This window comes from Sphingomonas swuensis (assembly GCF_039538045.1).
GTDB classification, from domain to species: domain Bacteria; phylum Pseudomonadota; class Alphaproteobacteria; order Sphingomonadales; family Sphingomonadaceae; genus Sphingomicrobium; species Sphingomicrobium swuense.
Genome location: NZ_BAABBQ010000001.1, coordinates 987,193 through 1,011,359 on the forward strand (window position 1 = coordinate 987,193; position 24,167 = coordinate 1,011,359).

The 24,167-nt window shown below is 69.4% G+C and carries 19 protein-coding genes and 1 tRNA gene; 5 read left to right on the forward strand and 15 right to left on the reverse strand.

From position 1 onward, the window contains the following. Nucleotides 1-50: 50 nt before the first annotated feature. A complete protein-coding gene (locus ABD727_RS04960) occupies nt 51-341 on the reverse strand; it encodes a hypothetical protein (protein ID WP_344706272.1) in 291 nt (96 codons plus the stop codon). A gap of 47 nt (nt 342-388) precedes the next feature. After that, the gene (locus ABD727_RS04965) at nt 389-775 is read right to left on the reverse strand and encodes a VOC family protein (protein ID WP_344706273.1); all 387 of its coding nucleotides are present in this window, start codon (nt 773-775) and stop codon (nt 389-391) included. A gap of 85 nt (nt 776-860) precedes the next feature. Here ABD727_RS04965 and ABD727_RS04970 point away from each other — a divergent pair, with 85 nt between their 5' ends. Further along, nucleotides 861-2,642: an ABC-F family ATP-binding cassette domain-containing protein gene (locus ABD727_RS04970; protein WP_344706274.1), complete on the forward strand. Its 1,782-nt coding sequence runs from the start codon at nt 861-863 to the stop codon at nt 2,640-2,642. On the opposite strand, the gene ABD727_RS04975 is transcribed toward ABD727_RS04970, so the two are convergent. From ABD727_RS04975 to ABD727_RS05015, 9 genes are all read right to left on the reverse strand, one after another. Next, entirely contained in the window at nt 2,560-3,708 is a 1,149-nt protein-coding gene (locus ABD727_RS04975; protein ID WP_344706275.1) for a TraB/GumN family protein, read from the reverse strand. The two genes, ABD727_RS04970 and ABD727_RS04975, sit on opposite strands and share 83 nt — an antisense overlap. A gap of 69 nt (nt 3,709-3,777) precedes the next feature. Continuing rightward, nucleotides 3,778-4,791, reverse strand: a complete 1,014-nt coding sequence (locus ABD727_RS04980) for an inorganic phosphate transporter (RefSeq protein ID WP_344706276.1) — start codon at nt 4,789-4,791, stop codon at nt 3,778-3,780. Between the two features lie 12 nt (nt 4,792-4,803). Continuing rightward, nucleotides 4,804-5,982 carry a DUF47 family protein gene (locus ABD727_RS04985; RefSeq protein WP_344706277.1) on the reverse strand — a complete coding sequence of 393 codons (1,179 nt, stop codon included), beginning with the start codon at nt 5,980-5,982 and terminating at the stop codon, nt 4,804-4,806. Nucleotides 5,983-6,053: 71 nt separating this feature from the next. Beyond that, nucleotides 6,054-7,940 (reverse strand): M48 family metalloprotease, encoded by a 1,887-nt coding sequence (locus tag ABD727_RS04990; RefSeq protein ID WP_344706278.1) that lies wholly within the window; start codon nt 7,938-7,940, stop codon nt 6,054-6,056. 55 nt (nt 7,941-7,995) lie between these two features. Then, nucleotides 7,996-9,366 carry a PEP-CTERM-box response regulator transcription factor gene (prsR, locus tag ABD727_RS04995; RefSeq protein ID WP_344706279.1) on the reverse strand — a complete coding sequence of 457 codons (1,371 nt, stop codon included), beginning with the start codon at nt 9,364-9,366 and terminating at the stop codon, nt 7,996-7,998. After that, nucleotides 9,363-11,444, reverse strand: a complete 2,082-nt coding sequence (prsK, locus tag ABD727_RS05000; RefSeq protein WP_344706280.1) for an XrtA/PEP-CTERM system histidine kinase PrsK — start codon at nt 11,442-11,444, stop codon at nt 9,363-9,365. The genes prsR and prsK overlap by 4 nt, the downstream gene beginning before the upstream one ends. 149 nt (nt 11,445-11,593) lie before the next feature. Beyond that, nucleotides 11,594-12,877 carry an amidohydrolase gene (locus ABD727_RS05005; protein ID WP_344706281.1) on the reverse strand — a complete coding sequence of 428 codons (1,284 nt, stop codon included), beginning with the start codon at nt 12,875-12,877 and terminating at the stop codon, nt 11,594-11,596. 76 nt (nt 12,878-12,953) lie between these two features. Beyond that, nucleotides 12,954-13,559, reverse strand: coding sequence for a DUF4893 domain-containing protein (locus tag ABD727_RS05010; protein ID WP_344706282.1), 606 nt, complete (start codon nt 13,557-13,559; stop codon nt 12,954-12,956). Between the two features lie 79 nt (nt 13,560-13,638). After that, nucleotides 13,639-14,424: a 3-hydroxybutyrate dehydrogenase gene (locus ABD727_RS05015; protein WP_344706283.1), complete on the reverse strand. Its 786-nt coding sequence runs from the start codon at nt 14,422-14,424 to the stop codon at nt 13,639-13,641. A gap of 130 nt (nt 14,425-14,554) precedes the next feature. Between ABD727_RS05015 and ypfJ the strand changes: the two genes are divergently transcribed. Beyond that, on the forward strand, nt 14,555-15,448 hold the full coding sequence (gene ypfJ / locus ABD727_RS05020; protein ID WP_344706284.1) for a KPN_02809 family neutral zinc metallopeptidase: 894 nt from the start codon (nt 14,555-14,557) through the stop codon (nt 15,446-15,448). A 112-nt stretch (nt 15,449-15,560) separates the two neighbouring features. Here ypfJ and ABD727_RS05025 read toward each other — a convergent pair whose 3' ends face one another. Together ABD727_RS05025 and ABD727_RS05030 are read right to left on the reverse strand one after the other, a co-directional pair. Continuing rightward, nucleotides 15,561-16,553, reverse strand: coding sequence for an NADP-dependent oxidoreductase (locus ABD727_RS05025; RefSeq protein ID WP_344706285.1), 993 nt, complete (start codon nt 16,551-16,553; stop codon nt 15,561-15,563). 78 nt (nt 16,554-16,631) lie between these two features. Then, nucleotides 16,632-18,110 carry a DUF2171 domain-containing protein gene (locus ABD727_RS05030; RefSeq protein ID WP_344706286.1) on the reverse strand — a complete coding sequence of 493 codons (1,479 nt, stop codon included), beginning with the start codon at nt 18,108-18,110 and terminating at the stop codon, nt 16,632-16,634. Nucleotides 18,111-18,300: 190 nt separating this feature from the next. Here ABD727_RS05030 and ABD727_RS05035 point away from each other — a divergent pair. The 3 genes from ABD727_RS05035 to ABD727_RS05045 all read left to right on the forward strand — a co-directional run bounded on the left by ABD727_RS05035 (nt 18,301) and on the right by ABD727_RS05045 (nt 20,472). Then, nucleotides 18,301-18,376 (forward strand) — tRNA-Ala (locus tag ABD727_RS05035). A gap of 188 nt (nt 18,377-18,564) precedes the next feature. Further along, entirely contained in the window at nt 18,565-19,467 is a 903-nt protein-coding gene (locus tag ABD727_RS05040; protein WP_344706287.1) for an iron-containing redox enzyme family protein, read from the forward strand. A gap of 75 nt (nt 19,468-19,542) precedes the next feature. Further along, nucleotides 19,543-20,472 (forward strand): methyltransferase, encoded by a 930-nt coding sequence (locus ABD727_RS05045; protein ID WP_344706288.1) that lies wholly within the window; start codon nt 19,543-19,545, stop codon nt 20,470-20,472. Here the strand turns inward: ABD727_RS05045 and ABD727_RS05050 are convergent. Next, nucleotides 20,469-21,503: a sensor histidine kinase gene (locus ABD727_RS05050; protein ID WP_344706289.1), complete on the reverse strand. Its 1,035-nt coding sequence runs from the start codon at nt 21,501-21,503 to the stop codon at nt 20,469-20,471. The two genes, ABD727_RS05045 and ABD727_RS05050, sit on opposite strands and share 4 nt — an antisense overlap. Nucleotides 21,504-21,625: 122 nt before the next feature. Next, nucleotides 21,626-24,013 (reverse strand): polyribonucleotide nucleotidyltransferase, encoded by a 2,388-nt coding sequence (gene pnp, locus ABD727_RS05055; RefSeq protein WP_344706290.1) that lies wholly within the window; start codon nt 24,011-24,013, stop codon nt 21,626-21,628. Nucleotides 24,014-24,167: the final 154 nt, after the last annotated feature.

The following is a 24,167-nucleotide window of genomic DNA, read 5'->3' on the forward strand; positions in this document are numbered from 1 at the left end:
ACACATCCCAAGATGAACGGTTGCTTTGGCGAAATGAAGCCTTGCGACGACTACTCGCCGCTGCGCCCGACGATCCGGCCGCTGGCGGCGTCGACGTCGATCCAGATCACCCGGCCGCCGCGCATGAACTTGAGGCGGTAGGTCGAGCCGTTGAATTCAGGTCCGAGATAGTCGGCGCCGCCCATTCGGGGCAGCACGCGCCGCTCGATCATCGGCAGGGGCATCGAACGTCCCTTACGGGTCGCCTCGAACGCACGATCCTGGTCGCGCGGACGCTCGAGCGCCGCGGCCGGGGTGGTGACGGCCAGGGCCGCCAGGAACAGGGTGAACAGGCTACGCATGTCGAGGGGACTTGTAGCACAAGGATTTGAATAGCTTGTGAACCGTCTCACGCGGGCCGCACGGGTTGCCACAGTTCGATCGCATTCCCCTCGGGATCGTGGACCCGGGCGAAGCGGCCGACTTCGGGACTGTTCCACCCGTCCTTGGTGATGACCTCCACTCCGGCGGCCGCGAGCCTGTCGCACAGCGCGTCGAGGTCGGAGACTCGGAAGTTGACCATCGCCTGCTTGTCGTCGGGGAAGTAATCGGAGTCGGCCTTGAACGGTTCGAACACCATCGGCCCGCCCTTGGTGTACCAGAGCCACTCGTTGGACTGCCCCTGGTCGTCGGTGCCGCAGCCGCTGCCGACGCCGAGGTGATCGCGGTACCAGCTCTTGAGGGCCGCGGGGTCCCTGGCCCGGAAGAAGTACCCGCCCATGCCGACTACCGTCATCACTTTTCTCCCGGCAGCGAGGATTGCTCCGCCCGGCCGCAGCCTAAGTGATGACGCGGAGCGATGCACTGCCTAAGTGGCGGGCATGGCTCCACCGATCCTTTCCTATGAAGACCTCGGCCTCGTCCAGGGCGAGGGCTGGCTGTTCCGCCACCTCGACCTTCATGTCGGGCCGCGCGACCGGCTGGCGCTGATCGGGCGCAACGGCGCGGGCAAGACGACCCTGCTCAAGTGCCTCGCCGGGGTGATCGACACCGACGAGGGGAAGCGCACGATCGTCCCGGGCAAGAAGGTGGTGCTGCTCGAGCAGGACCCGCCGATGGGCGCGCACGCGACGCTCGAGGAGTGGGTGCTGGCGGGAGAAGATCCGCCCGAACCGCATGCCGCGGCGGCGATCGCCGACCAGCTCGGGATCGACCTTGCCCGGACCACCCAGACCGCGAGCGGGGGCGAGCGGCGGCGGGCGGCGATCGTGAGGGCGCTGGCGCGCGAGCCCGACGTGCTTCTGCTCGACGAGCCGACCAACCACCTCGACCTCGCCGCGATCGACTGGCTCGAGGGCTGGCTTCAGCGCTTCTCGGGCGCGTTCATCGTCATCAGCCACGACCGGACCTTCCTGACCCGGCTGACCAAGAGCTGCCTGTGGCTCGACCGCGGGCAGATCCGGCGGGCGGAGGTCGGCTTCGGCGGGTTCGAGGCATGGACCGAGCGGGTCTATGCCGAGGAGGAGCGGGCGGCCGAGAAGCTCGACGCCAAGTTGAAGCTCGAGCTTCATTGGCTCCAGCGCGGGGTGACGGCGCGGCGGCGGCGCAACCAGGGGCGGCTGGCGAAGCTCGGCGAGATGCGCGAGGCGCGGGCGGCGATGATCGGCGGGCCGGGCGTCTCCAAGCTCGGGCTGGCGCGCGACGACACCAAGACCAAGACGGTGATCGACGCCGAGGCGGTGGTGAAGCGCTTCGCCGAGCGGACAATCATCAAGGACTTCACGCTGCGGATCCAGCGCGGCGACCGGATCGGGATCGTCGGTGCGAACGGGGCGGGCAAGACGACGCTGCTCAAGCTGCTGACCGGCGAGCTCCAGCCGGACGAGGGCAAGGTCGTCCAGGCCAAGACGCTGAACGGGATCGTCATCGACCAGCAGCGCAAGCTGATGAGCCCCGAGAAGAAGGTCCGCGAGGTGCTCGCCGACGGCGGCGACTGGCTCGAGGTGCGCGGGGTCAAGAAGCACATCAAGGGCTATCTCAAGGAGTTCCTCTTCTCGCCCGAGCTGACCGAGGCGCCGGTGGCGAGCCTGTCCGGGGGCGAGCGTTCGCGGCTGCTGCTGGCGCGCGAATTCGCCCGGGCGTCGAACCTGCTGGTGCTCGACGAGCCGACCAACGACCTCGACCTCGAGACGCTCGACCTGCTGCAGGAAGTCATCGCCGACTATGAGGGAACGGTGCTGATCGTCAGCCACGACCGCGACTTCCTCGACCGGACGGTGACGGTGACGCTCGGGCTCGACGGGTCGGGCAAGGTCGACGTGGTCGCCGGCGGCTATGAGGATTGGGCGAAGCGGCGGGCACCGGCCAAGGCCCCGGCGCCAGCGAAGAAGAAGGCGGAGGAGAGCGGGACCCGGCCGCCCCCGGCGAACCGGAAGCTCAGCTTCAAGGACCAGCGCGACCTCGACCGCTTGCCTGGCGAGATCGAGCGGATCGAGCGGGAGATCGCGGCGGACGAGGCGGCAATGGCCGATCCCGAGCTCTACACCCGCGACCCCAGGCGCTTCTCCGCGCTGATGGCTTCTATCGAGAAGAAGCGGTCGGAGAAGGAGGCGGCGGAGCTGCGCTGGCTGGAGGTGGCGGAGATGGCCGAGGGACTCGGCTAGGCGGCAGGGGCGGCACGAGCCGTCCCGAGCATTCGCGCAGGGTGGCGGGCTTGGCCGCGGTCAGCGCCCGTGGCTTTGGCGGGCCGGTCGGCGAGATCCGCTCGGCGGTGATCCCGCGGGCAGCGAGCGTGTCGAGCAGCGAGCCCTTGCCCCGCAGGTGCGCGGCACCGACGACGACGAGCCGAGACCCAGGCTTCTGCAGGTGCTTTTCGACCTCGGGCACCCAGGCCTGGTTGCGGGCGTCGAGCAGGATCTGGCGAAGCTCAGGCGGAAGGCCGCTTTCGCTCGGGTCGGCCGCTTCCTCTCCCCGCGCCCAGCGGTGGAAGGTCGCGAGCAGGTCGGCCGACGTGCGGGTGGTGCCGATCTGGTCGAGCGCCTGGTCGAGCATCGCCTGCTGGACGGGCGCGGGCATCGCGCCGACCTTGTCGAACACCGCCTGGCCGTCCTCGAGCCCCGCCAGCGGTTTGCGCTTGAGGCGGAAATCGATCTCGAGCTGCGTCTCGACGCCTCTGCCAAGGGTCACGTCGGTTCGGCCGGCGATGCCGCCGATGGTGAAGGCAGCGAGCCAGCTCGGCATCCGGTCGATCATTTCGACGACGGGTCGCGGACCCATGGCGGCCATGCCGAGCCATTTTGCCAGCCGCTCGCCCCGGAGGCGGTCGCGCAGGGGCGGATGGGGGCTGGGCGTCGTCGGAGTCGGCGCGAAGGGATTGAGGGCGTCGGGGCGCTTGCCCGCACTTTCGGTGATCAGCATGTCCGAGACGGCGATCACTTCGTCGAGCTGCTTGCTGCGCCAGTCGAAGCCGGGTGGGAGGATGTGGATGGAGCCGAGCAGGTAGAGGGTCGTGTCGGAATCGCGAATGCGGAAGAGCGGCGGCTGCGGGAGATAGTCCTGGCCGTAGAAGGCGCGCTGGCAGGCGATAACCTCGGCGGCGCTGCGCGCCGGAGCGGGAGCTGGAGCGACGACGATCCGCGGCGGCGCGACGACGGTGACGACCGGCGGCGGCACCGGGGTGGCCTGGCCGAGGAGAAGGGCGGCGAGCGCCGCGGACTGGACCACACTCATGCAAGCACCCCCAACCGGCTCCGGGCGGAGCGCGCTTATCCTATGGCGGGTGCCGGGCGGCGCAAGAGCCTAGAAGAGGGTGGTGATCCCGTAGATGATCGCGGCGACCGCGGCGCTTGCGGGAATGGTGATCAGCCAGGCCATGACCACGCTCTGCGCGACACCCCAGCGGACCGCGCTGGCGCGGCGGGCGACGCCGGCACCGATGATCGCGCCGGTGATGGTGTGGGTGGTCGAGACGGGAATGCCGAACAGGCTCGCGCCGAACAGCATGACCGAGCCGCCGGTCGAGGCGGCGAAGCCCTGGTGCTGGTCGAGCTTCGTGATCCGGCTGCCCATCGTCTCGATGATCTTCCACCCGCCGGTCAGCGTTCCGAGACCGATCGCGATGTAGCAGCTGATCGCGACCCAGTGGGGAACGTGGAAGTCGCCGCTGAGATAGCCGGTCGAGAAGAGGAGCACGGTGATGATGCCCATCGTCTTCTGCGCGTCGTTGAGGCCGTGGCCGAGCGAGTAGGCGGCCGAAGAGACGAGGTGGAGGCGGCGGAAGGCCTTGTCGGCGCCGCGGTTGGAGGCGACCCGCGCGAGCCAGCTCGACAGCAGCATGACGATCATCGCCATGGCGAGGCCGAGCAGCGGCGCGAGCGGGATGAAGGCGAGGGTCTTGGTGACGCCGTTCCACTGGATGGTGTCGAGCCCGGCCGAGGCAAGGCCGGCGCCGACGATCCCGCCGACCAGCGCATGGCTCGACGAAGAGGGAATGCCCTTGAGCCAGGTGACGACATTCCAGAACATCGCCCCGATCAGCGCCGCGAACACCACCGAGGGGGTGACGAGGTCCTTGTCGATCAGGCCCTTGCCGACGGTATCGGCGACCTTGTGCAGCGCCGGGAAAGCGAGCGTCAGGAAGTAAGCGGCGAAGTTGAAGAAGGCGGCGAAGGCGACCGCCTGGACGGGTCCCAGGAGCCGCGTCGCGACCACGGTGGCGATCGAATTGGCGGCGTCGTGGAGTCCGTTCAGGAAGTCGAACGCCAGCGCGACGATGATCAGCCCCACCAGCAGGGGCAGCGCGAGCTCGTGCATCAGGCCCGGACCTCAGGCATGGTCGATGACGATGCCGTCAATCTCGTTCGCAACATCCTCGAACGCGTCGACGATGCGCTCGAGATGCTTGTAGATCTCGCGCCGGACGGTGAACTGCATCGCGCCCGCGGGATCGTTGCCGAAGCGGCCGAAGGCGCTCTTGAGGCCGGCGCGGTGGGTCTCGTCGGCATGCCCTTCCATCCGCACCATGCGCTCGGTCAGCTCGTGCAGGCGCGAGGCGTTGGGGGAGATGTCGCGGAGCAGCGGCAGCGCCTCGGCCATCAGCCGGCCGCTGTCGATGATGATCGCGACCATGTCCTTCATCTCGGGCTCGATCTGGGTGAAATCGTAGAGATCGACCGCGTTGGCGGCGGCCTGCATCTCGTCGATCGCATCGTCCATCGCGCCGATCAGCGAGGTGATCGCGCCGCGGTCGAACGGCGTGAGGAAGGTCCGGCGGACGGTCGACAGAGTCTCGCGGATGATCTCGTCGGCGTCGCTCTCGCGTTCGTTGATCTCGCGGATATGCTCGGCGCGGGCACTGCCGCCGTCGAACAGCCGGCCGAGTGCCTTGGAGGCGCCGCACACGCTCTGCGCGTGGGCTTCGAACAGTTCGAAGAAATTGCCCGTCTGGGGCAGCAGTTTCTGAAACCAGGCAAACATGGGTCCAACCCTTGATCGTTCGGCGACGACGGAGAAGAGGCTCCGGCGACGGGCGGCGGCATTGAATTCGGCGGCGTTGAAGGAGCGGATGAGGTCGGAGAGGTCCGGTTCCTCGACCAGGTCGGCGGCTTCGGCGAGCGTGCACCAGCGGCGGGTCCGCTCGCCCGCTTCCTTCCAGTCGTCCATCTCCTCGCTGACCGAAAGTGGATAGACGTCGACATCGAACATCAGGCTGGCGCCGGTCTTGCGGCGCTTGCGGTAGCGGAAGGAGCCCAGCGGCACCGGGCAGATCGCGCCTCGGACGCCCGCTTCCTCCTCGGCCTCGAGCGCGGCGGCGACGTGCGGCGAGGTCCCGCCGGGCTGGTTGCCCTTGGGGATGACCCAGCGCTTGCTCTCACGCGAGGTGACGAGCAGCACGCTTACCGGTGCGTCGAGGTTCGCTCCCCGCGCGCGGTAGGGAAGGGCGGCAATCTGGCGAATGGAAGGTCCCCGGACCGCCCGCCGGCACGCCCAGGCGGCCGGTTCCAACGGTGACGGCGAGATGACAGAATTATTACATTTTGCAAGCGAGGGCCGTGCGAGCGCTGCCGCGCGGAGGCTCAGTCGCCGATCAACCGCCCGCCGTCGAGTGCGCGGAGCCGGCGATGGAGCCAGCGGTTGCGCAGGCCCTTCTCCATCCCGGCGACGTCGCCGTGGGGAAGGAACAGGGGCATGAGTGCGTCGAGCAGCGCATTGGAGTCGTGACCGCGGCGTGCCTCGAACACGAACACCCGCTGGCAGCGGCCGTCGCTTTGGAGGCGACGCTCGCCCGCGACCAGCGTCTTGACGCCTTCCACAGCCGAGGCCGCGGCGACCAGCCGGGCGAGGTCGGGCGGTGACAGCGACAGCGGCGCGAAGTGGTCGCCGCGTCCGAGCTTGTTGAACTCGCCCGAACTGCGCTTCTCCTGCTCCACGGCCTGCGCCCCGAGCGCACGGTAGCGCTCGACTGCGGCCTCGTCGTTGAGCGCGGCAAAGTCGGCGAGCGCGCCGTAGCCGACCTCGCCGAGACCGGGCCACTCGGCGATTGCCTGCTCGGTCAACGCGACTCCTTCGGGATCGTCGCGGCCGAGCAGGATCATGCCGAGGTGGAAGCGGTTCGGTACCGCGCCGGGAAAGGCGCGGAGGATGCTGCGGCGGGCATCGATCCCGCCCTCGGTGCCGCCGACCTGCTCGGCGACCTCGACCAGAGCGTCGCAGTCGGGGGGCGAGGCCTCGCCCGTGTCGACCAGCGCGGTGAGCCGGTGACGCTCCTCGAGGAGCGCGGGAAGGTCGGCGTGGAAGGCGGTCCATGAGGGGTGGGCATTGTCCCACCACATGCGGTCATAATGGTCGAGCAGCGCGTCGGCGGCGGGCCCGAGGAGGTCGAGCGCGGAGCCGGCGGTCTCGGGCAGGGGGGCGTCGGCCGCGACTCCGAGCGCCGCCAGCCGGTCCGACAGCGAGGGGTGAGTGTCGTCGAGGCCGGTCGGCCGGCGAAGCGCCCGGCGGATCGCCTGTTCGGCGCTCGAAGGATCGCCCGAGCTGTGCGGGCGGAAGGAGCGGAAGGGAAGCGCCGAGGGCTCGGCGCTGGTCCGGGCCTCGCTCCACAGCCGCTCCCAGTGATCCGAATAATGGTCCGCCGCGGCCTCGATCCGGAGCAGCGCGTGGCCGGCGGTGGCGGGCGAGGTGACCGAGGCGGCGACCCGGTCGGCTTCATATTCCTGCTGCCGCGCGAGGACGAAGCTGTAGGCGTTGAACCAAGGTCCGTACCAGCGGAAGAAGCGGCCGAGCAGCGCCGCGGCAAAACCCGACTGAAGCCGCTCCGCCATCTGCATCCAGCGCATCCGGACCTTGTAGACGAAGGCCGCCCAGCGGCCGTGCCCGCCGACCGAGTGGCCGAATTCGTGGGCGATGATCGCGCGCAACTCGGCCGGGTCGACGCTGCTCAGCAGCGGGATTCCGAGGGTGAGGATGTTGCGGGTGCCGAAGATCCACCAGCGCGCGGGCTGCGCCATCGAGGCGTTGAGATCGTCCGAGACGTAGACCGCGTGGAGCGGGAATCCGCCGAGCTGGAGCCGGACCTCGTCGATCAGGGCGAACAGCTCGGGCGCGTCGTCGCGTTGCAGGAGCACCCCGCTCGGCCCGTCGTCGCGGACGATCATCGAGCGCAGGATGGCGAAGGCGAGCGCGCCCGCGACGAGGCCGAGCTTGACCTTGACGTAGGCCCCGCTCGACGAGCCGAACAGGCTCCAGGCACTGCCGACGACCACCGCCAGAAGCAGCCCGATGAGTGCGCCGACCACGACATAGCCGAGCAGGGCGGCGAGGATCACGCGTCGGCGGTAGGAGGCGGCGTCGCGCTCGGCGCTGCGGGTGAGGCGGGCGACCAGCGGGTGGTAGCGGCTGTCGATCCGGAAACCCGAATTCCAGTGATCCGCCGAACTGTCGAGACGCAGACTGCAGGAGACCATGACTACCCCCGGAGCGGATGGTGCGCGAAGGACGCGCGTCGTGCAAGCGGGGGAGCTAGGCCTGCAGCTGATACTGCTTGAGCAGGTCGTAGAGCGTCGGGCGGCTGATCCCGAGGAGCTTGGCGGCGCCCGAGATATTGTGCTCGGTCCGGACCAGCGCCTGGTGGATGGCGCGGCGGTCGGCCTTTTCGCGGGCGGCGCGCAGGTTGATCGCGTCGAACGCTTCTTCGGAGATCTCGGCGATGTCGAGGTCGAGCGCGCCGACGAGCTTGCCCTCGGCCATGATCACCGCGCGCTTGATGCGGTTCTCGAGTTCGCGGACGTTGCCGGGCCAGGCGTGGCCGTCGATCGCGGCGACCGCGTCGGGAGCGAGGCCGGTGACCGGCGAGCCCAGTTCGCGGGCGAAGCGGCGGACGAAGTGGCGGGCGAGCAGCACCGCGTCGCCGGGGCGCTCGGCGAGGGCCGGGATCTTCACCACCATTTCGGCGAGGCGATAGTAGAGGTCTTCGCGGAAGCGGCCGTCGGCCTGCATGACCCCGAGGTCCTGGTGGGTGGCGGAGACGATCCGGACGTCGACCGCGATCGGCTGGCGGCCGCCGATTCGCTCGATGACCCGTTCCTGGAGGAAGCGCAGCAGCTTGACCTGGAGCGGGAGCGGCACGTCGCCGATCTCGTCGAGGAAGAGGGTGCCGCCGGCGGCGAGCTCGATCTTGCCCGGGGTGGTCTTGACCGCGCCGGTGAAGGCGCCGCGTTCGAAGCCGAACAGCTCGGCCTCGAGGAGATTTTCCGGGATGGCGGCGCAGTTGATGGCGACGAACGGACCGTCGGCGCGGCGGCTCTTCTCGTGGACCGCGCGGGCGAGCAGTTCCTTGCCGGTGCCGCTTGCGCCGAGCAGCATGACCGAGACGTCGGCGGGGGCGACCCGCTCGACCGTCCGGGCGACGCGCAGCATCTCGGGCGCCGAGGTGATGATCCGGCCGAGCACGGTGCCGCCGTCGGCCGCCTGCGCCTCGAGCCGGCGGTTCTCGGCCTCGAGCGCGTGGAGCGAGAAGGCGCGGGCGACGATCAGGCCGAGTTCGTCGATGTCGACCGGCTTCTTGTAGAAGTCGTAGGCGCCGAGCGCGATCGCGTGGAGCGCGCTTTCGCGGGCGCCGTGGCCCGAGGCGACGATGACCTTGGTCGCGGGCTGGAGGCGGAGGATGTCGCTCAGCACCGCGAAACCCTCGCTGGTCCCGTCGGGGTCGGGCGGAAGGCCGAGGTCGAGGGTGACGACCGCGGGCTCGTGGAGGCGGAGCAGTTCGAGCGCCTGGGCGCGGTCGAAGGCGCTGACCACGCGATAGCCCTCATAGGCCCATTTCAGCTGGCGCTGGAGACCCTCGTCGTCCTCGACCACGAGCAGCACGGGAAGGTCGGGGGAATCGCTCATGCGGACAGCCTTTCGAGGGCGGATGGGGACGATGCCGCGAGCGGCAGGGTGATGGTGAAGCGGGTGCCCTGGCCGGGGCGGCTGTCGACGGTCAGCGCGCCGCCCATGGCGAGGATCAGCGAGCGGGCCTCGTAGGCGCCAATCCCGAAGCCGCCCTGCTTGGTCGAGGCGAAGGGCGCGAACAGGCGGAGGCGGACGAACTCGGCGTCCATCCCGACGCCCTCGTCGAGGATCTCGATCCGGACCTCGGCGGGGCCGCGGCTGACCCGGACGGTGACGGGGGTGTCGGCCGGGCTGGCGTCGACCGCGTTGCCGACGAGGTGGCCAAGCGCCTGCTCGAGCCCGGCGCTATCGGCCAGCGCCTCGATCCCGCCGTCGCCGAGCAGCCGGACCTCATGGTGGCCGCGGTGGGCGGCGAGCACGCCGGCAAGGATCGGGCGAAGCGCGACGGGTCCGAGGGCGGGACGGACCCCGCCCGCGCCCGACGGAGCGAGGCGCGCGAGGAGGTCGTTCATCTTGCCGACCGAACCCTTGAGGGTGGCGATCATGTCGGCGCGGAAGTCGGGATTGTCGGCGTGCCGCTCGGCGTTTCGGGTGAGCAGCTTCAGCTGGCTGACGAGGTTCTTGATGTCGTGGAGGATGAAGGCGAAGCGGCGGTTGAACTCGTCGAAGCGCTGCGCCTCGCTGAGGCGCTGCTGGCCGATCGCCTCGGCGAGGCTCGAGGCGGCCTGGCGGCCGGCGGTCTTGAGGAGGTCGTAATCCTCCCAGTCGAGCGGGCGGCGGAGGTCGGGCGCGGTGAGCAGGACGAGCCCGACCACGGTCTCGCCATGGACGAGCGGGATTCCGGCCCACAGCGAGGGCTCGTCGCGCAACCAGCCGGGGACCGGGAGCGCGAGGTCCGCGGCGGAGCCCCAGCGATAGCGATGGGCGTCGATCTCGAGCACCCGGCCGTCGGCGAGGTGCGGCCAGAGCGCGTCGAGCCCGTCGCCCGCGACCAGCCCGGCGGGGAGCCGGTCCTGCCAGCGCCAGAGCCCGGCGGCGGTGACCTTGCCCTGGTCGTCGGGGGCTAGGAGCAGGCCCGCGGGGCTTTCAAGGATGTCGGCGAAGGCACGGACGATGCGCTCGCCCAGGGGCTCGGCCGAGCCGCTTGCGCCGAGTGTCGCGGCGAAGCGCAGCCATTCGGCGCGATAGTCGTAGCGATGCTCGAAGAAGTGCTTGGCGATCTTGACCTTGGTCCAGCTGCGCGCGCGGCGGCTGGGGAGGAGCACGGCGAGCGCGACGGTCATCCCGGCGAGGACCAGGACGGCGAGGCCCGAGAGCCAGTCCCACTGGCCGGCCCGGAGCGCCGCGGCGAGCACCGCCATGACCGCGAAGTAGGAGCAGATGGCGAGCAGCGAGAGGGACTGGAAGGTCGCCGCGCGGGACAGCTTGAGCGACCAGGCCTCGCTGTCGCTGCGGGTCAGCGCGAAGGCCGGGGCGGCGAGCGCGACGACGATCCCGCGATAGTCGGCGACACCCTCGGCCAATGGCACGTGAAGCGCGAGCATCGTGTAGAGGTTGAGGTCGTAGCTCCACAGGAAGGCGAGGCCGAGCATCGGCAGGCGGATCGCGCCGCGGCTGGTGGCGGCGGCCTGTCCGTAGAGGTTGTGGACGAGGACCAGCGCGCCGGCGGCGCCGATTACCCGAAGCAGGGTGGCGCTGGCGGCAAGCGCGGGGGCGCCGGCGGGGGAGGCGAAGGGCAGCAGGCTGTCGGCGACGAACTGGAGCCCGATGACGAGCGCGACTGCGGCATAGACGAGGCCGACCCCGCGGCGGCGAAGCCCGCTCTCCCCGCTCGCGCCCGAAAGCACGAACAGCATCGCCACCCAGAGGAGGTTGCGCGCGGTCTCGGCATGGGCGGCGAGGAGCGAGCCGGGGACGACCCCGGTCAGCCAGGAGGAAGCGGCGGTGGTGAGGAGGCCGCCGAGCAGGAGCTTCTGTGCCGGCCCCGTCGCCCAGCCGCGCAGCTGCCAAAGGAGCACGGCGGCGAAGGCCACCGCGCCGAGCGAATGGCTCCAGAAGGAAAGCAGACTGTCCACGAAGGGCAGTGTCGGAGAAATTTACAAAGGAAGGGTGAAGATCCTCCCTGTCGCGCAGCGATCGGAGTGGTGGAGGGGCCCGTGGTGACCAAGCTGGCCCCGCCGTCAGCCGCCACGCGGCGGCCACCTCCGCCAAGGGGAAGGAGCGGTTACTTCCCCAGCACGTCGAGCGCGCCGGCTTCCATTGCGGTCACCGCGGTGGCGATGACGGTCTCGGCCTCGGGCGCCCAGAAGGGCGAGTGGAGCGAGGGGAGCTTGGCGGGGTCGCCGGCGGCCTTGTCCCATTGCGCCTGGGGCACGCCACCGACCCAGAAGATCAGGCTTTCGATCTGCGTGTCGGCGAGGCGGAAGCGGCTGAAGTCCTCGCCGCCCATCACCGGCGGGACCTGCCGGACGCGGTCCTTGCCGAAGCGGGTCTGGAAGGAGGCGAGGGTGCGGTTGGCGAAGCCCTCGCTGTTGAAGGTCGAGGGGGTGAACAGCTCCTCGCGGACCTTAACCTCGGGCATCCGCGCGTCGGGAAGCCCGGCGGCGATCGCCTCTCCGCGCGCGATGCGGGCGATCCCGCCGAGCAGCTTGCGGCGGACCTCGGGCGTGTAGCTGCGAACGGTGAGCTGGAGCCGCGCCTCGTCGGGGATGATGTTGTGCTTGGCGCCCGCCTGGAAGCTGCCGACGGTGACCACCGCGGGATCGAGCGGGTTGTTCTCGCGGCTGACGAGGGTCTGCAGTCCCATCACGATCTGGCTGGCGAGGACGATCGGGTCCTTGGCGGTGTGCGGGTAGGCGCCGTGGCCGCCGAGGCCCTTCACCAGGATGTCGACGCTGTCGACGTTGGCGAGCGCATAGCCGGGGGTGACGCCGATGGTGCCCGCGGGAAGGCTCGCGCTGTCATGGAAGGCGAGCGCGTGGGTCGGCTTGGGAAAGCGGCTGTAGAGGCCGTCGTCGAGCATCGCCTTGGCGCCTTCGCCGGTCTCCTCGCCGGGCTGGAGAACCAGCACCAGCGTGCCGCTCCAGCGCGCCTTGTCGGCGACGAGGCGGCGGGCGGCGCCGATCAGCGCGGCCATGTGCGTGTCGTGGCCGCAGGCGTGCATTACCCCAGTCTCGACCCCCGAGCGGGCGGTCGCGCGGACCTTGCTGGCGAAGGGCAGTCCGGTCTGCTCGACCACCGGAAGCCCGTCCATGTCGGCGCGCATCAGCAGCGTCTTGCCTGGCCCGTTGCGAAGGACCGCGACGACACCGGTGCCGCCGACCTTCTCGGTCACGGTAAAGCCGAGCTTCCTCAATTCGGGAGCGAGGCGGGCGGCGGTCTTCACCTCCTGCATCGACAGCTCGGGCGCGGCGTGAAGCTCGCGGTAGAGGGTCATCAGCGGGGCCATTTCCGCCGGGGTCGGCGAGGCGGCGGCAAGGGTCGCGGCGGCGAGAAGCGAGCTGATCATGGGGGCGAGTGTAGCGAGCGCTTCCCGCCGGTCCAGCCGCCCTCGAACCTCCCCTTTTGTCGCGCCGCGGGGAAGTTCAGGCGGGGACGAGTTCGATGACGTCGATCAGGCTTTCGAAGCGCGGGTAGGGGAGGATGAGGCGCCAGCGCTGCGGACCGATGCGCTCGACATAGCCGGCGAGATCCCGCTCTGAGTCGGCGCCGTATGGCATGGCGCGCTGCTCGTCGCCGAGGACCAGCGTGCCGAGGAAGACGGAGCGGAGCACGCCGTCGGGGAGGATGGTCCCGACCTGCCGCTGCGACCCGGTCAGCTTGGCGAAGTGCTGGACGCCCGCGTGGGTGCTGATCCGGCAGTTGAAGCGCGGATAGGCGATGAACGGCAGGAGCCCGGGCGAACGCGCGCCGAGCTTGATCACCCGGCAGCGATAGGTGCCGTTCGGGATCGGTCCGCCGAGTGCGGCGTCGGGCTCGAGCAGTGCGCCTTCTCGCAGGATCGCGGGCTGGTGACCGGCGGCGCGCGCTTCGGCGAGGCCACGGGTGAAGGCCTCGCGCCAGTCACGGAGCCGCTGGCGGTCGCCGTCGGTCGCCGCCGCGCGCACGGTTGTCCCCGGCGGGGTCAGCGGCGCATTGTCGGTGGCGCAGCCCGCGACGAGCAGTGCGGCGAGGGGAAGAAGGGCTTTCATCCGGTCACCCTATCGTCCCGGCGGAGTATCGCCAGCACCCAAATGCGGCTCCCCTCACAGCCCGGCGCGGTGAGACCGGTCACTGCGCGGTCCAGCCTCCGTCCATGCTGAGGTTGGCGCCGGTGATGCTGCCCGCCTCGGGACGGCAGAGGAACAGGGCGAGGGCGGCGACCTCGACCGGCTCGACGAAGCGCTTGGTCGGCTGGGCGGCGAGGAGGACGTCGTTCATGACCTGCTCGCGGGTGAGATTGCGCGCCTTCATCGTGTCGGGAATCTGGTTCTCGACCAGCGTGGTCCAGACGTAGCCGGGCGAGATGCAGTTGACGGTGACCCCGTCGCGCGCCGCCTCGAGCGCGACCGCCTTGGTGAAGCCCGCGACTCCATGCTTGGCCGCGACATAGGGTGCCTTGTTGGGGGAGGCGACGAGGCTGTGCGCGCTGGCGGTGTTGATGATCCGCCCGAAGCCGCGCTGGCGCATCGAGGGCAGGCAGAGGCGGGTGGTGTGGAACACCGCCGACAGGTTCACCGCCATGATCCAGTCCCACTTCTCGGGCGGAAAGTTCTCGATCGGCGAGACGTGCTGGACGCCGGCATTGTTGACGAGGATCGAGGGGCTTCCGAGCTCGTCGGTGCATTGCGCGACGAGGCCGTCGATCGCGTCCGGGTCGGACAGGTCGGCATCGGAGAAGCCGGCGCAATCATCGGACAAGGCGGCGAGCTCGTCCTTGAGTTCGAGGTTGGCGTCGCGGTCGCCAAAGCCATGGAGCATGACCCGCGCCCCTTCCGCGGCGAGCGCCCGGGCGATGGCAAGGCCGATCCCCGAGGTGGAACCGGTAACGAGGGCGACCTTGTCCTTGAGGATCATGTGAATGCGACTCCTTGTGTCCTTCCGTCACAAGAAGAAGCGGAGCGACGGGTCAAGCCCGCGGTGACGATAGGCGGCTTGCAACCGCAGTGCCCCGCCGATCATTAAGGGGCCGAAAGGGAGTTAGGGCATGCGGCTAGGCGACGGGAACGACAGCGACTTCATCGATGCAACGGGTCGTTCCGGAGGATCGTCGATGCTCGGCGGCGGGGGCGGCATCCTCGGCTTCCTCATCCCGCTGGTGCTCAGCCGGTTCGGCTTCGTCGGGCTGCTGATCCTCGCGCTCGGCTATTGCGCGCTCGGCGGGCTCGGCGGCGGCGGGATCCTCGGCGGGGGCGGAGCTCCCACCCAGCAGCAGGGTGAGGCGGGCAAGTCGACGCTGTCGGCGGAAGACGGCCAGGTCCTCCGGTCGACTCTGATCTCGACCGACCAGGTGTGGGGCGAGCTGTTCCGCGCCGCCGGCCAGACCTACCGCGAGCCGCAGCTGGTCGCCTATCGCGGCGGCTATCCGACCGCCTGCGGGCAGGGCCAGGCGGCGTTCGGGCCCTTCTACTGCCCGGGCGACAGCCGGATCTACATCGACCCGAGCTTCTTCAACGAACTGAAGACCCGCTTCGGCGCGAGCGGCGACTTCGCGCCTTACTATGTGATCGCGCACGAGGTCGGGCACCACATCCAGAACCTCGAGGGCACGCTCGACAAGGCGAGCCGGGCCCAGGCCAGCCTCGGCAAGGCCGAGGGCAATGCGGTCCAGGTCGGGGTCGAGCTCCAGGCGGACTGCTATGCCGGCGTGTGGGCGGCGCGGGCCAAGGCGCCGGACGGAAGCCGTGCACTCGATCCGGACGATCTCGCCGAGGGCCTCCGCGCGGCCGAGGCGATCGGCGACGACGCGCTGATGAGCCAGGCCGGCCAGGCGGTTCGCCCCGAGAGCTTCACCCACGGCTCGAGCGCGCAGCGGATGGAAGCGCTCAAGCGCGGGCTCGAGAGCGGCAATCCGAGCGTGTGCAACTACAATCGGGTGTGAGGATTGCGCCTCCCCTCGGGGGAGGTGGTGGCGACGCGGAGAGAAGGGTTCTCGCGAGTGGCGGGAACCCCTCTCTTACTGCGTAACAGCTCCCTAAAGGGGAGCGGCGAAGCTAGAGCCTGACCAGCATCTTTCCGGTGTTGGCGCCGCTGAACAGGCCGAGGAAGGCCTCGGGGGTCTTCTCCAGCCCCTCGACCACCGTGTCGCGGCCGCGGACTTGGCCGCTTGCGATCATCTGGCCCATGTCGGCGAAGAACTCGGCGTTGCGGGGGAGGTAGTCGGTGTAGATGAAGCCCTTGAGCATCATCCGCATCCCGATCACCCGCATCAGGTAGCGAAGCGCGGTCGGCTCCCCACTGTTGTAGCCGTCGATCATCCCGCAGATGGCGAAGCGCGCGTCCTTGCGACCGAGCGCGAGGGCGGCGTCGAGATGCTCGCCGCCGACATTGTCGAAATAGACGTCGATGCCCTTGGGCGCGACTTCGGCCAGCGCCTTCACCAGCGGGATGCCCGACTTGTAGTCGATGACCGCGTCGGCACCGAGCTCGCGGACGAAGGCGCACTTGTCGGCGCCGCCGGCCGAGCCGATCACCGTCATGCCCTTGGCCTTGGCGATCTGGACCACTGCCGAGCCGACCGCGCCCGCGGCGGCCGAGACGAAGACAATGTCGCCGGCCTTGGCCTGCGCCGCGTCGAGCAGGCCCCAGTAAGCGGTGCCGCCGGTCAGGCCGAGGTTGCCGAGGAAGGCCTGCGGCTCGACCCCGGGAATGGTCGGAAGCTTGTTGAGCGCGGCGGCGGGGACCACCGCCTCGTCGCGCCAGCCCATCATGTGGAGCACGCGGTCGCCGGGCTGGAAGTCGGACGAGCGGCTTTCGACCACCTCGCCGACCGCGCCGCCCTCGAGCGGCTCGCCGACCTGGAAGGGCGGGACGTAGCTCTTCACGTCGTTCATCCGGCCGCGCATGTAGGGATCGACCGACAGCCACTGGTTGCGCACCCGGACCATGCCGTCCTCGAGTGCGGGCAGGCTGATCTCGCGGTGCTCGAAATTGTCGGCGGTCGGAAGGCCGGTGGGACGGCTCTTGAGGTGCCAGGCTGCGGCCATGGGTCGGTTCTCCAGACAAGGGAAAGGCCCGGACACCGCTGGGGTGCCCGGGCCTTCCCGTCAAGCTGCCAAGAGCGCTTAGCGCTTGGTCGAGCTGCTGCCCGTGGTCGAGCCGGTGGTGCTCGTCGGGGTGGTGCCGCTCGTGCCGGCGGTGCCGGCCTGGCTGCTGTCGTCGTAGGTGCCCGAGAAGCTCTTATCGAGCATGTGCGGGCCGTCGCCGGTCGGCTGGTTGGTCGAGCTCATCGTCGAGCGCTGGTCGCGACGGTCGTCGCGATCGTTGCTCTCCGAGCCGAGCAGCGAGCCGAGGAAGCCGCCGCCCGAGTGGCCGCGATCCTGATGCTCGTCACGCTCCTCGGTGAGGCGCGAGCGGATCGAGTCCTTCGAGCCGGTCAGATACACCTTGTTGTCCTCGACCTTTTCGAGGAGCGAGCAGGTGAAGCTGCGGTGCACGCCGTGCGCCTCGGGATCGTTCTTGGTCAGGATGACCTTGTCGCCGCGGACCTTGTCGACCGTGCCGATGTGCTGGCCGCTCTCGTCGACCACCTCGAAATGCTCGCGGATCGACTGCAGCATCTGACGCTTGGTCTGGCGCTGCGTGCGGAAGCCCGTAAACTCGTTCTCGAAGCGGCTCTGATGCTCGCGGCGATACTCGTCATAGTCGCGATCGAGTTCCTCGATCTGGCGCTGGCGCCACGACGAGTAATGATCGTCGTGAGTCGAACGACCGAAGGACGAGGTGACGCCGGCGGCGGCACCCATCATGCCCGAGCGGGCATAGTCGCGCCCACTGTCGCGACCCGCCGAGCCGAAGCGGTCACGATCCTGGTCCTGGCTGAAGTCCTGCCGGCCATACTGCTCGCGGCTAAAGTCCTGGCTGCCCATACCCGAGCCCTGGCGGCCCTGCTCCGAGCGGCCATAGTCGCCGGTCATCGGGCGATAGCGCTCGCTGCCCTGGCTCTGGTAGCCGCGCGACTGGCGGTCGTCCTGGTCGCGATGGCTCTGCGAGCCATAGGACTGGTGCTGCGATTCGCCGTAGGAGCCGCCACCGGTCTGGCCATAGCCCGACGGATAGGAGCGGTTCTGGCTCGCGCCACGATCGTTCGAACCCTGGCCCTGGCTGCCATAGTCGCCGCGACCGAAGCCGCCGCTCTCGCCGCCGCCGCGGCCATATTGGTTGCGATAGTCGCCTTCGTCACGGCCACGGCCGTAGCTGCTCGACTGGCCGCCGCCGAAGAAGGCGCCGCGGTCCGACTGGCCGGAACGGTCGTGGTCGCGGCTGCTGCGCTCGCGGCTCTCGTCGCGGTCGTAGGCACGCGGCTCGTAGCTGCTGCGGCTGTAGCCGCCGCCACGCTCGTTGGCGCTGGGGTCATAGGCGTTGGCGGCGCGATTGTAGCCGCGGCCTTCGTTGCGGCTGTCGCCGTCCTCGTTGAACCAGCTGCTCACCTCGTCGCGAGCGCGTTCGAAAAAGCCGCGTCCATCGCCATCGCGATCGTCACGCGAGCGGTCGTCACGGTGGCCGCGGTTCTGGTCGCGGCTGTCATACCGATCGTAAGCCATTTACTCTCCTCCGTCTGGGAGCAATCCGCCAAGGGGATAACGGATGCTGTGGGAGGGAAACGAGCGCATCGCGTCGCCGTTCCGGGCCCAAGGGCCAGGATGACGCGCGCCAGAGCCGAAACGAATAGGGGGCAAATAGCGCGTTGCGCTGGCGCCCAAGCGCCGCTAGAGCGCGCCCCACAACCGGTGCGGGGCTGTAGCTCAGATGGGAGAGCGCTGCAATCGCACTGCAGAGGTCAGGGGTTCGATTCCCCTCAGCTCCACCAGCCCCGGTTTGTTTTCCCGCATCATCGTCGAGCGCGGTTTCCCGCCGCGGTAGAGAGCCGACGGTGGGCGCGTGTCGCCGCCGTGATCGGCCAGGCGACTGACGGTCGGCCCCGCCCTTGGTCCAAGTCGGAACAACCTTCCCGGCGCCTCCGTTACCCTCGCACCCCCTTTTTGTTGCGAGCAGAGCATGGCCACGCGCTTCCACTCGACCCTGTCCGGGTCGCAGTTCTTCAACGACGCCTTCCAGCGCGCGCTCAGCCACTGGAACCGCGAGCGGCTGGCGCCGTCGCTTCCGGGGCCGGGCAGCGCCGCGCGGATCGACCGCGACGTGCGGATGCAGCGGCTCGAGCTCGGCTTCCTCGAGGATTTGCGGGCCGAAGTGGTCGAAGAGGCGGCCGAGGCGCCGACCGACGTCGCCGAATTCATCGCCTGGTTCGAGGGCCTGGAAGCGTCGGGTCCCGGCCAGCACGACCGGCTGTTCGACTGGCTCGAGGCCGAGGCGAGTGTCGACGATCTCAAGCTCTATCTGACCCAGGAGGCGGCGGGCGAGGCCGGGTTCGACGACCTCGTGGCCATGACCCAGGTTCGGCTTCCCGCTCAGGCCAAGATGGAGCTTGCCCGCAACTATTGGGACGAAATGGGCCGCGGCAACCCCAAGGGGATGCACGGCCCGATGCTCGACTATGTCGTCGAGGAGCTGGAGCTGGAGCCCGCGATCGAGACGACCAGCTGGGAGAGCCTCGCGCTCGCCAATGCGATGACCGGCATGGCGACCAACCGCGATTATGCCTGGCACAGCGTCGGCGCGCTCGGCGCGATCGAGCTGACCGCGCCAGCCCGCTCGGCGGCGGTGTCGAAGTCGATGCGGCGGCTCGGCTTCGATGCCCGGCTTCGGCGCTACTTCGACCTTCACGCGGTGCTCGACATCAAGCACAGTGAGGAGTGGAACAAGGAAGCGATCACGCCGCTGGTCGCCGACCCGGTCGAGGGTCCGGCGCGGGCCCGGGCGATGGCCGAGGGCGCGCTGATGCGGCTGAGGTGCGGCAAGCGCTGCTTCGAACGCTACCGCGAGATGCTCGGCGTCGCCTGAGCGTGTAGCGGTGACCGGCAGGCAAGGGCGAGGGCGAGGTTGCACTCGCCGCCGCCCCTGCTACCCGCCTCGGCCATGACCTTTTCCCCCGAGCCCCTGGCCGCGCTCCTCGAAGCGCTCGACAATGAGGGCTATGCCTTCACCACCGTCACTCCGGCGACCCACCAGCGCGTGCTCGACCGGCGCCGGGGCGAGGCCGCGGCCGACCTTCGCGACGTCTTCGGCTGGAGCATGGAGTTCGGACGCGAGACGCTGCCCGGCGACCTGTTCGGCCTGCTCGAGGAGGGTGGGGCGCTCGAGCGGCGCGGCGAGCGCTATCGCAGCCTGATCCGGGTCGCCTCGCTGTCGGGGCGGCTGTTCGCCCATTCGGCCTTTCCAACCGATGAAGGCGACAGCGTCTTCTTCGGTCCCGACACCTACCGCTTCGCCCGCTTCATCGAGGCGGCGGCGCAGGACATGGACGCGCCGCGGCACCTCGTCGACCTCGGCGCCGGGGCGGGGCCGGGCGGGATCAGCGCGGCAGGGCTGCTCGAGCCCGAGGCAATCACGCTTGTCGACATCAACCCGAAGGCCTTGTGCCTGGCCGAGGCCAATGCGCTCGCGGCCGGGCTCGAGGTCGAGACGGTGACCGGCAGCCTCGCCGACGTCAGCGGGGAAATTGACCTCGTCATCGCCAACCCGCCGTTCATCGCCGACCCCGAGGGCCGCGACTATCGCGACGGCGGCGAGATGCTCGGCGCGGGACTGTCGCTCGACTGGGCGCGGCAGTCGCTCGAGCGGCTGGCCGAAGGCGGGACGATGCTGCTCTATACCGGAAGCCCGATCGTGCAGGGCGAGGATCGGCTGCTCGCCGCGCTGGCCGAACTGGCCGAGGAGCGCGAGGCCTCGCTCCGCTACGAGGAGCTCGATCCCGACATCTTCGGCGAGGAGCTCGGCGGCGGGGCCTATGCCGCGGCCGGGGTCGAACGGATCGCCGCGATCGGCGCGGTGCTGCGCCGGACCTAGACGGGCTCGAGCGGCAGTTCGAGGCGCGCCAGCGCGCCGCCGCCGCTCGCCGATGAAAGGGTGAAGGAGCCGCCGAGCTGGCCGGCGAGCATGGTCGCGATGCGCAGTCCGAGGCTGTTGCTGTCGTCCAAGCGGAAGCCGAGCGGAAGGCCGCGGCCATTGTCCTCGATCTCGACCGCCAGCCGCTCGTGCGAGGCCTGGTCGAGCCTGATCTCGAGCGCACCATTGTCGCGGCCGTCGCCGAAGCCGTGCTCGATCGCGTTGGCGATGCTTTCGGCCACCACAAGCGCCAGCGGAATGGCGGCCTCGGGGCTGATCCGCGCCTCGCTGTGCGAGACGACCCGGTGGCTGACGCGCTGGTCGGTCGACGTCTCGATCACGTCGCGCGCGAGCTGGTCGAGGAAGGTGCCGAGATGCTGCCCGTCCCCCGAGGGATCGTAGAGCTGGCGACTGATCTTGCCGACCGTCTGGAGGCGGCGTGCGGCCTCGTCGAGCGCCGTGCGGGCGCTCTCGTCCTTGACCTGCCGGCGCTGAACGGTGAGCAGCGCGGCGACCATCTGGAGGTTGTTCGAGACCCGGTGCTGGAGCTCTCGGAAGAGCAATTCGCGGGTCTCGGCGAGCCGCGCATTGGCCTCGCGCTCGGCCACCAGCAGGCGGTTGGAACGCTGCATCCAGTGGACCAGCGTGATCTCGGTCCCGGTGATGAAGACGTAGAAGGTCATCGCGATGCGCGCATTATGCTCGAGCTCGAAGCTGCCGAACGGCGCGACGAACCAGTACCAGGACGACAGGCCCGAAAGGATCGCGGTGAGCGTGCCGGCACGCGTGCCGAGCACGAAGGCGATGAGGATGACCGCCGGGAAATAGGTCAGGAAGGGGAAGCCGGCGGGAAGCTGGCTGTCGATCAACTGGCGAATGCCCGTCGCGGCGCCGGTCGCGACCAGCGCCACGAGCAGATCGCCCACCAGCCCCATCCGGGTTAGCGGGTAGCGTTCGGTCCAGCGACCTCGAGTGGCGGCGACGGAGGGCACGATCCTACCCCTACCGGGTCGGCGGTTAAAAGGAAGGTTGGTTGAATGCAGCAAGGCCCCGCAGTTGCCTGCGAGGCCTTGCCTCGATCTGAACGGTGGCGGTTTCCCGCTGTTCAGAAAGCTCAGTCGTCGTTGTTGTTGTTGTTGGTCAGGAAGGCCGGAGCGAACTCGGGCGCGGGCCCGTCGTCGCGGTTGCCGCCGCCTTCACGGTCGCGGCGCGGGCCACGATCGCCGCGGTCACCACGATCGCTGCGCGGGCCACGATCGCCGCCGCCATCACGGCCACCACGATCACCGCCGTCACGGCGCGGGCCACGGCCCTCGCGGCGACGGTCGCCGTCACGACCACCGCGATCGCCGCGCGGACCACGGTCGCCGCCTTCACGCGGCTCGCGCGGGGGACGGGTGTCCTCGAGCTCGGCGCCGGTCTCCTGATCGACGACCCGCATCGACAGGCGAACCTTGCCGCGATTGTCGACCTCGAGCAGCTTCACCTTGACCTCCTGGCCTTCGCTCAGGACCTCACGGACGTTCTCGACGCGCTCGTTCTTGATCTCCGAGACGTGGACCAGGCCATCCTTGCCCGGCATGAAGGTCACGAACGCGCCGAAGTCGACGATGCTGGCGACCTTGCCGGTGTAGATGGTGCCGGGCTCGGGCTCCTGGGTGATGCCCTGGATCCACTGGCGGGCGGCCTCGATCTGCGACAGGTCGGACGAGCTGATCTTGATCAGGCCCTCGTCGTCGATGTCGACCTTGGCGCCGGTGGTGGCGACGATCTCGCGGATCACCTTGCCGCCGGTGCCGATCACTTCGCGGATCTTGTCCTTGGGGATCTGCATGGTCTCGATGCGCGGGGCATGGGCCGACAGTTCCTGGCGGGTGCTGTCGAGCGCCTTGGCCATCTCGCCGAGGATGTGCGCACGGCCTTCCTTGGCCTGCTCAAGCGCGACCTGCATGATCTCCTTGGTGATTCCGGCGACCTTGATGTCCATCTGCATCGTGGTGATGCCCTGGTCGGTACCGGCAACCTTGAAGTCCATGTCGCCAAGGTGATCCTCGTCGCCGAGGATGTCGCTGATCACCGCGAACTTCTCACCCTCGAGGATGAGGCCCATGGCGATCCCGGCGACCGGACGCTTGAGCGGAACGCCGGCGTCCATCATCGACAGCGAACCGCCGCAGACGGTGGCCATCGACGAGGAGCCGTTGCTCTCGGTGATGTCGCTGAGGACTCGGATCGTGTAGGGGAACTCCTCGCTCGTCGGAAGCATCGGGTGAAGCGCGCGCCAGGCGAGCTTGCCGTGACCGACTTCGCGGCGACCCGGCGCGCCGAAGCGGCCGACTTCACCGACCGAGTAGGGCGGGAAGTTGTAGTGCAGCATGAAGCGCGAGTAGCTGAGGCCGTCGAGGCCATCGATCATCTGCTCGGCGTCCTTGGTGCCGAGCGTGGTGGTGCAGATCGCCTGGGTCTCGCCGCGGGTGAACAGCGCCGAGCCGTGCGTCCGCGGGAGGAAGCCGACCATCGCCTCGATCGGACGGACGGTCTTGGTGTCGCGGCCGTCGATGCGGCGACCCTCGTCGAGGATGGCGGTGCGGACGATGGCCGCTTCCAGCACCTTGACGAGCTTGGCGGCGACGAGCTGCTCCTGCGGCTCGGCCTCGGCGAAGGCTTCCTTGGCCTTGGCGCGGGCGGCGTTGAGCATGTCGGAACGCTCGGACTTGCCGGTGACCTTGTAGGCCGCCGCGATGTCGGCGCCGATGAGCTCCTTGAGCTTGGCCTTGGTCGCGGCCTTGTCGTCGGCCTGCTTGAGGTCCCACGGATCCTTGGCAGCCTTCTCGGCGAGGTCGCAGATCGCGTTGACGACCTTCTTCGAGGCCTCGTGAGCGAAGACGACGGCGCCGAGCATGACCTCTTCCGACAGCTCCTTGGCTTCGGATTCGACCATCATCACGGCGTTGCCGGTGGCGGCGACGACGAGGTCGAGGTCGCCGTCCCTGGCCTGCTCGGTGGTCGGGTTGAGGATGTACTCACCGTCGACATAGCCGACGCGGGCAGCACCGATCGGGCCCATGAAGGGAACACCCGAGAGGGTCAGCGCGGCGGAGGCGGCGCACATGGCGACGATGTCGGGCTCGTTCTCGCCGTCGTAGGAGAGGACCTGAGCGATCACGAGGACTTCGTTGTAGAAGCCTTCCGGGAACAGCGGGCGGATCGGGCGATCGATGAGACGGCTGGTCAGCGTCTCCTTCTCGGTCGCGCCGCGCTCACGCTTGAAGAAGCCGCCCGGGATGCGCCCGGCTGCGGAGAACTTCTCCTGATAGTGGACGGTCAGCGGGAAGAAGTCCTGGCCGGGCTTGACGTTCTTGGCGGCGGTGACGGCGCACAGGACGACGGTCTCGCCCATGGTGGCGAGCACTGCGCCGTCGGCCTGGCGGGCGATGCGCCCGGTCTCGAGCTTGAGCGTCTTGCCGCCGAGATCGACTTCCACGGTGTTGATATTGAACATGTGATTTCCTTTGTCCCGCCGCCGGATGCGGACGGGTTCAGCTTTGGCGGGCGATCCGGCCTGCCAGCGGGTGGAGCGTTCGTTTAAGCCCCTGGACTGCCCGCCGGATTGCGGGACGCCCGATAAGCGAAGGGCGCCGCTTCGGGCGCCCTTC

Coding starts and splice junctions, on each gene's coding strand:
- ABD727_RS04960 (WP_344706272.1), bottom strand. CDS start 341: ATGCGTAGCCTGTTCACCCTGTTCCTGGCGGCCCTGGCCGTCACCACC.
- ABD727_RS04965 (WP_344706273.1), bottom strand. CDS start 775: ATGACGGTAGTCGGCATGGGCGGGTACTTCTTCCGGGCCAGGGACCCC.
- ABD727_RS04970 (WP_344706274.1), top strand. CDS start 861: ATGGCTCCACCGATCCTTTCCTATGAAGACCTCGGCCTCGTCCAGGGC.
- ABD727_RS04975 (WP_344706275.1), bottom strand. CDS start 3,708: ATGAGTGTGGTCCAGTCCGCGGCGCTCGCCGCCCTTCTCCTCGGCCAG.
- ABD727_RS04980 (WP_344706276.1), bottom strand. CDS start 4,791: ATGCACGAGCTCGCGCTGCCCCTGCTGGTGGGGCTGATCATCGTCGCG.
- ABD727_RS04990 (WP_344706278.1), bottom strand. CDS start 7,940: ATGGTCTCCTGCAGTCTGCGTCTCGACAGTTCGGCGGATCACTGGAAT.
- prsR (WP_344706279.1), bottom strand. CDS start 9,366: ATGAGCGATTCCCCCGACCTTCCCGTGCTGCTCGTGGTCGAGGACGAC.
- ABD727_RS05005 (WP_344706281.1), bottom strand. CDS start 12,877: ATGATCAGCTCGCTTCTCGCCGCCGCGACCCTTGCCGCCGCCTCGCCG.
- ABD727_RS05010 (WP_344706282.1), bottom strand. CDS start 13,559: ATGAAAGCCCTTCTTCCCCTCGCCGCACTGCTCGTCGCGGGCTGCGCC.
- ABD727_RS05015 (WP_344706283.1), bottom strand. CDS start 14,424: ATGATCCTCAAGGACAAGGTCGCCCTCGTTACCGGTTCCACCTCGGGG.
- ypfJ (WP_344706284.1), top strand. CDS start 14,555: ATGCGGCTAGGCGACGGGAACGACAGCGACTTCATCGATGCAACGGGT.
- ABD727_RS05025 (WP_344706285.1), bottom strand. CDS start 16,553: ATGGCCGCAGCCTGGCACCTCAAGAGCCGTCCCACCGGCCTTCCGACC.
- ABD727_RS05030 (WP_344706286.1), bottom strand. CDS start 18,110: ATGGCTTACGATCGGTATGACAGCCGCGACCAGAACCGCGGCCACCGT.
- ABD727_RS05040 (WP_344706287.1), top strand. CDS start 18,565: ATGGCCACGCGCTTCCACTCGACCCTGTCCGGGTCGCAGTTCTTCAAC.
- ABD727_RS05045 (WP_344706288.1), top strand. CDS start 19,543: ATGACCTTTTCCCCCGAGCCCCTGGCCGCGCTCCTCGAAGCGCTCGAC.
- pnp (WP_344706290.1), bottom strand. CDS start 24,013: ATGTTCAATATCAACACCGTGGAAGTCGATCTCGGCGGCAAGACGCTC.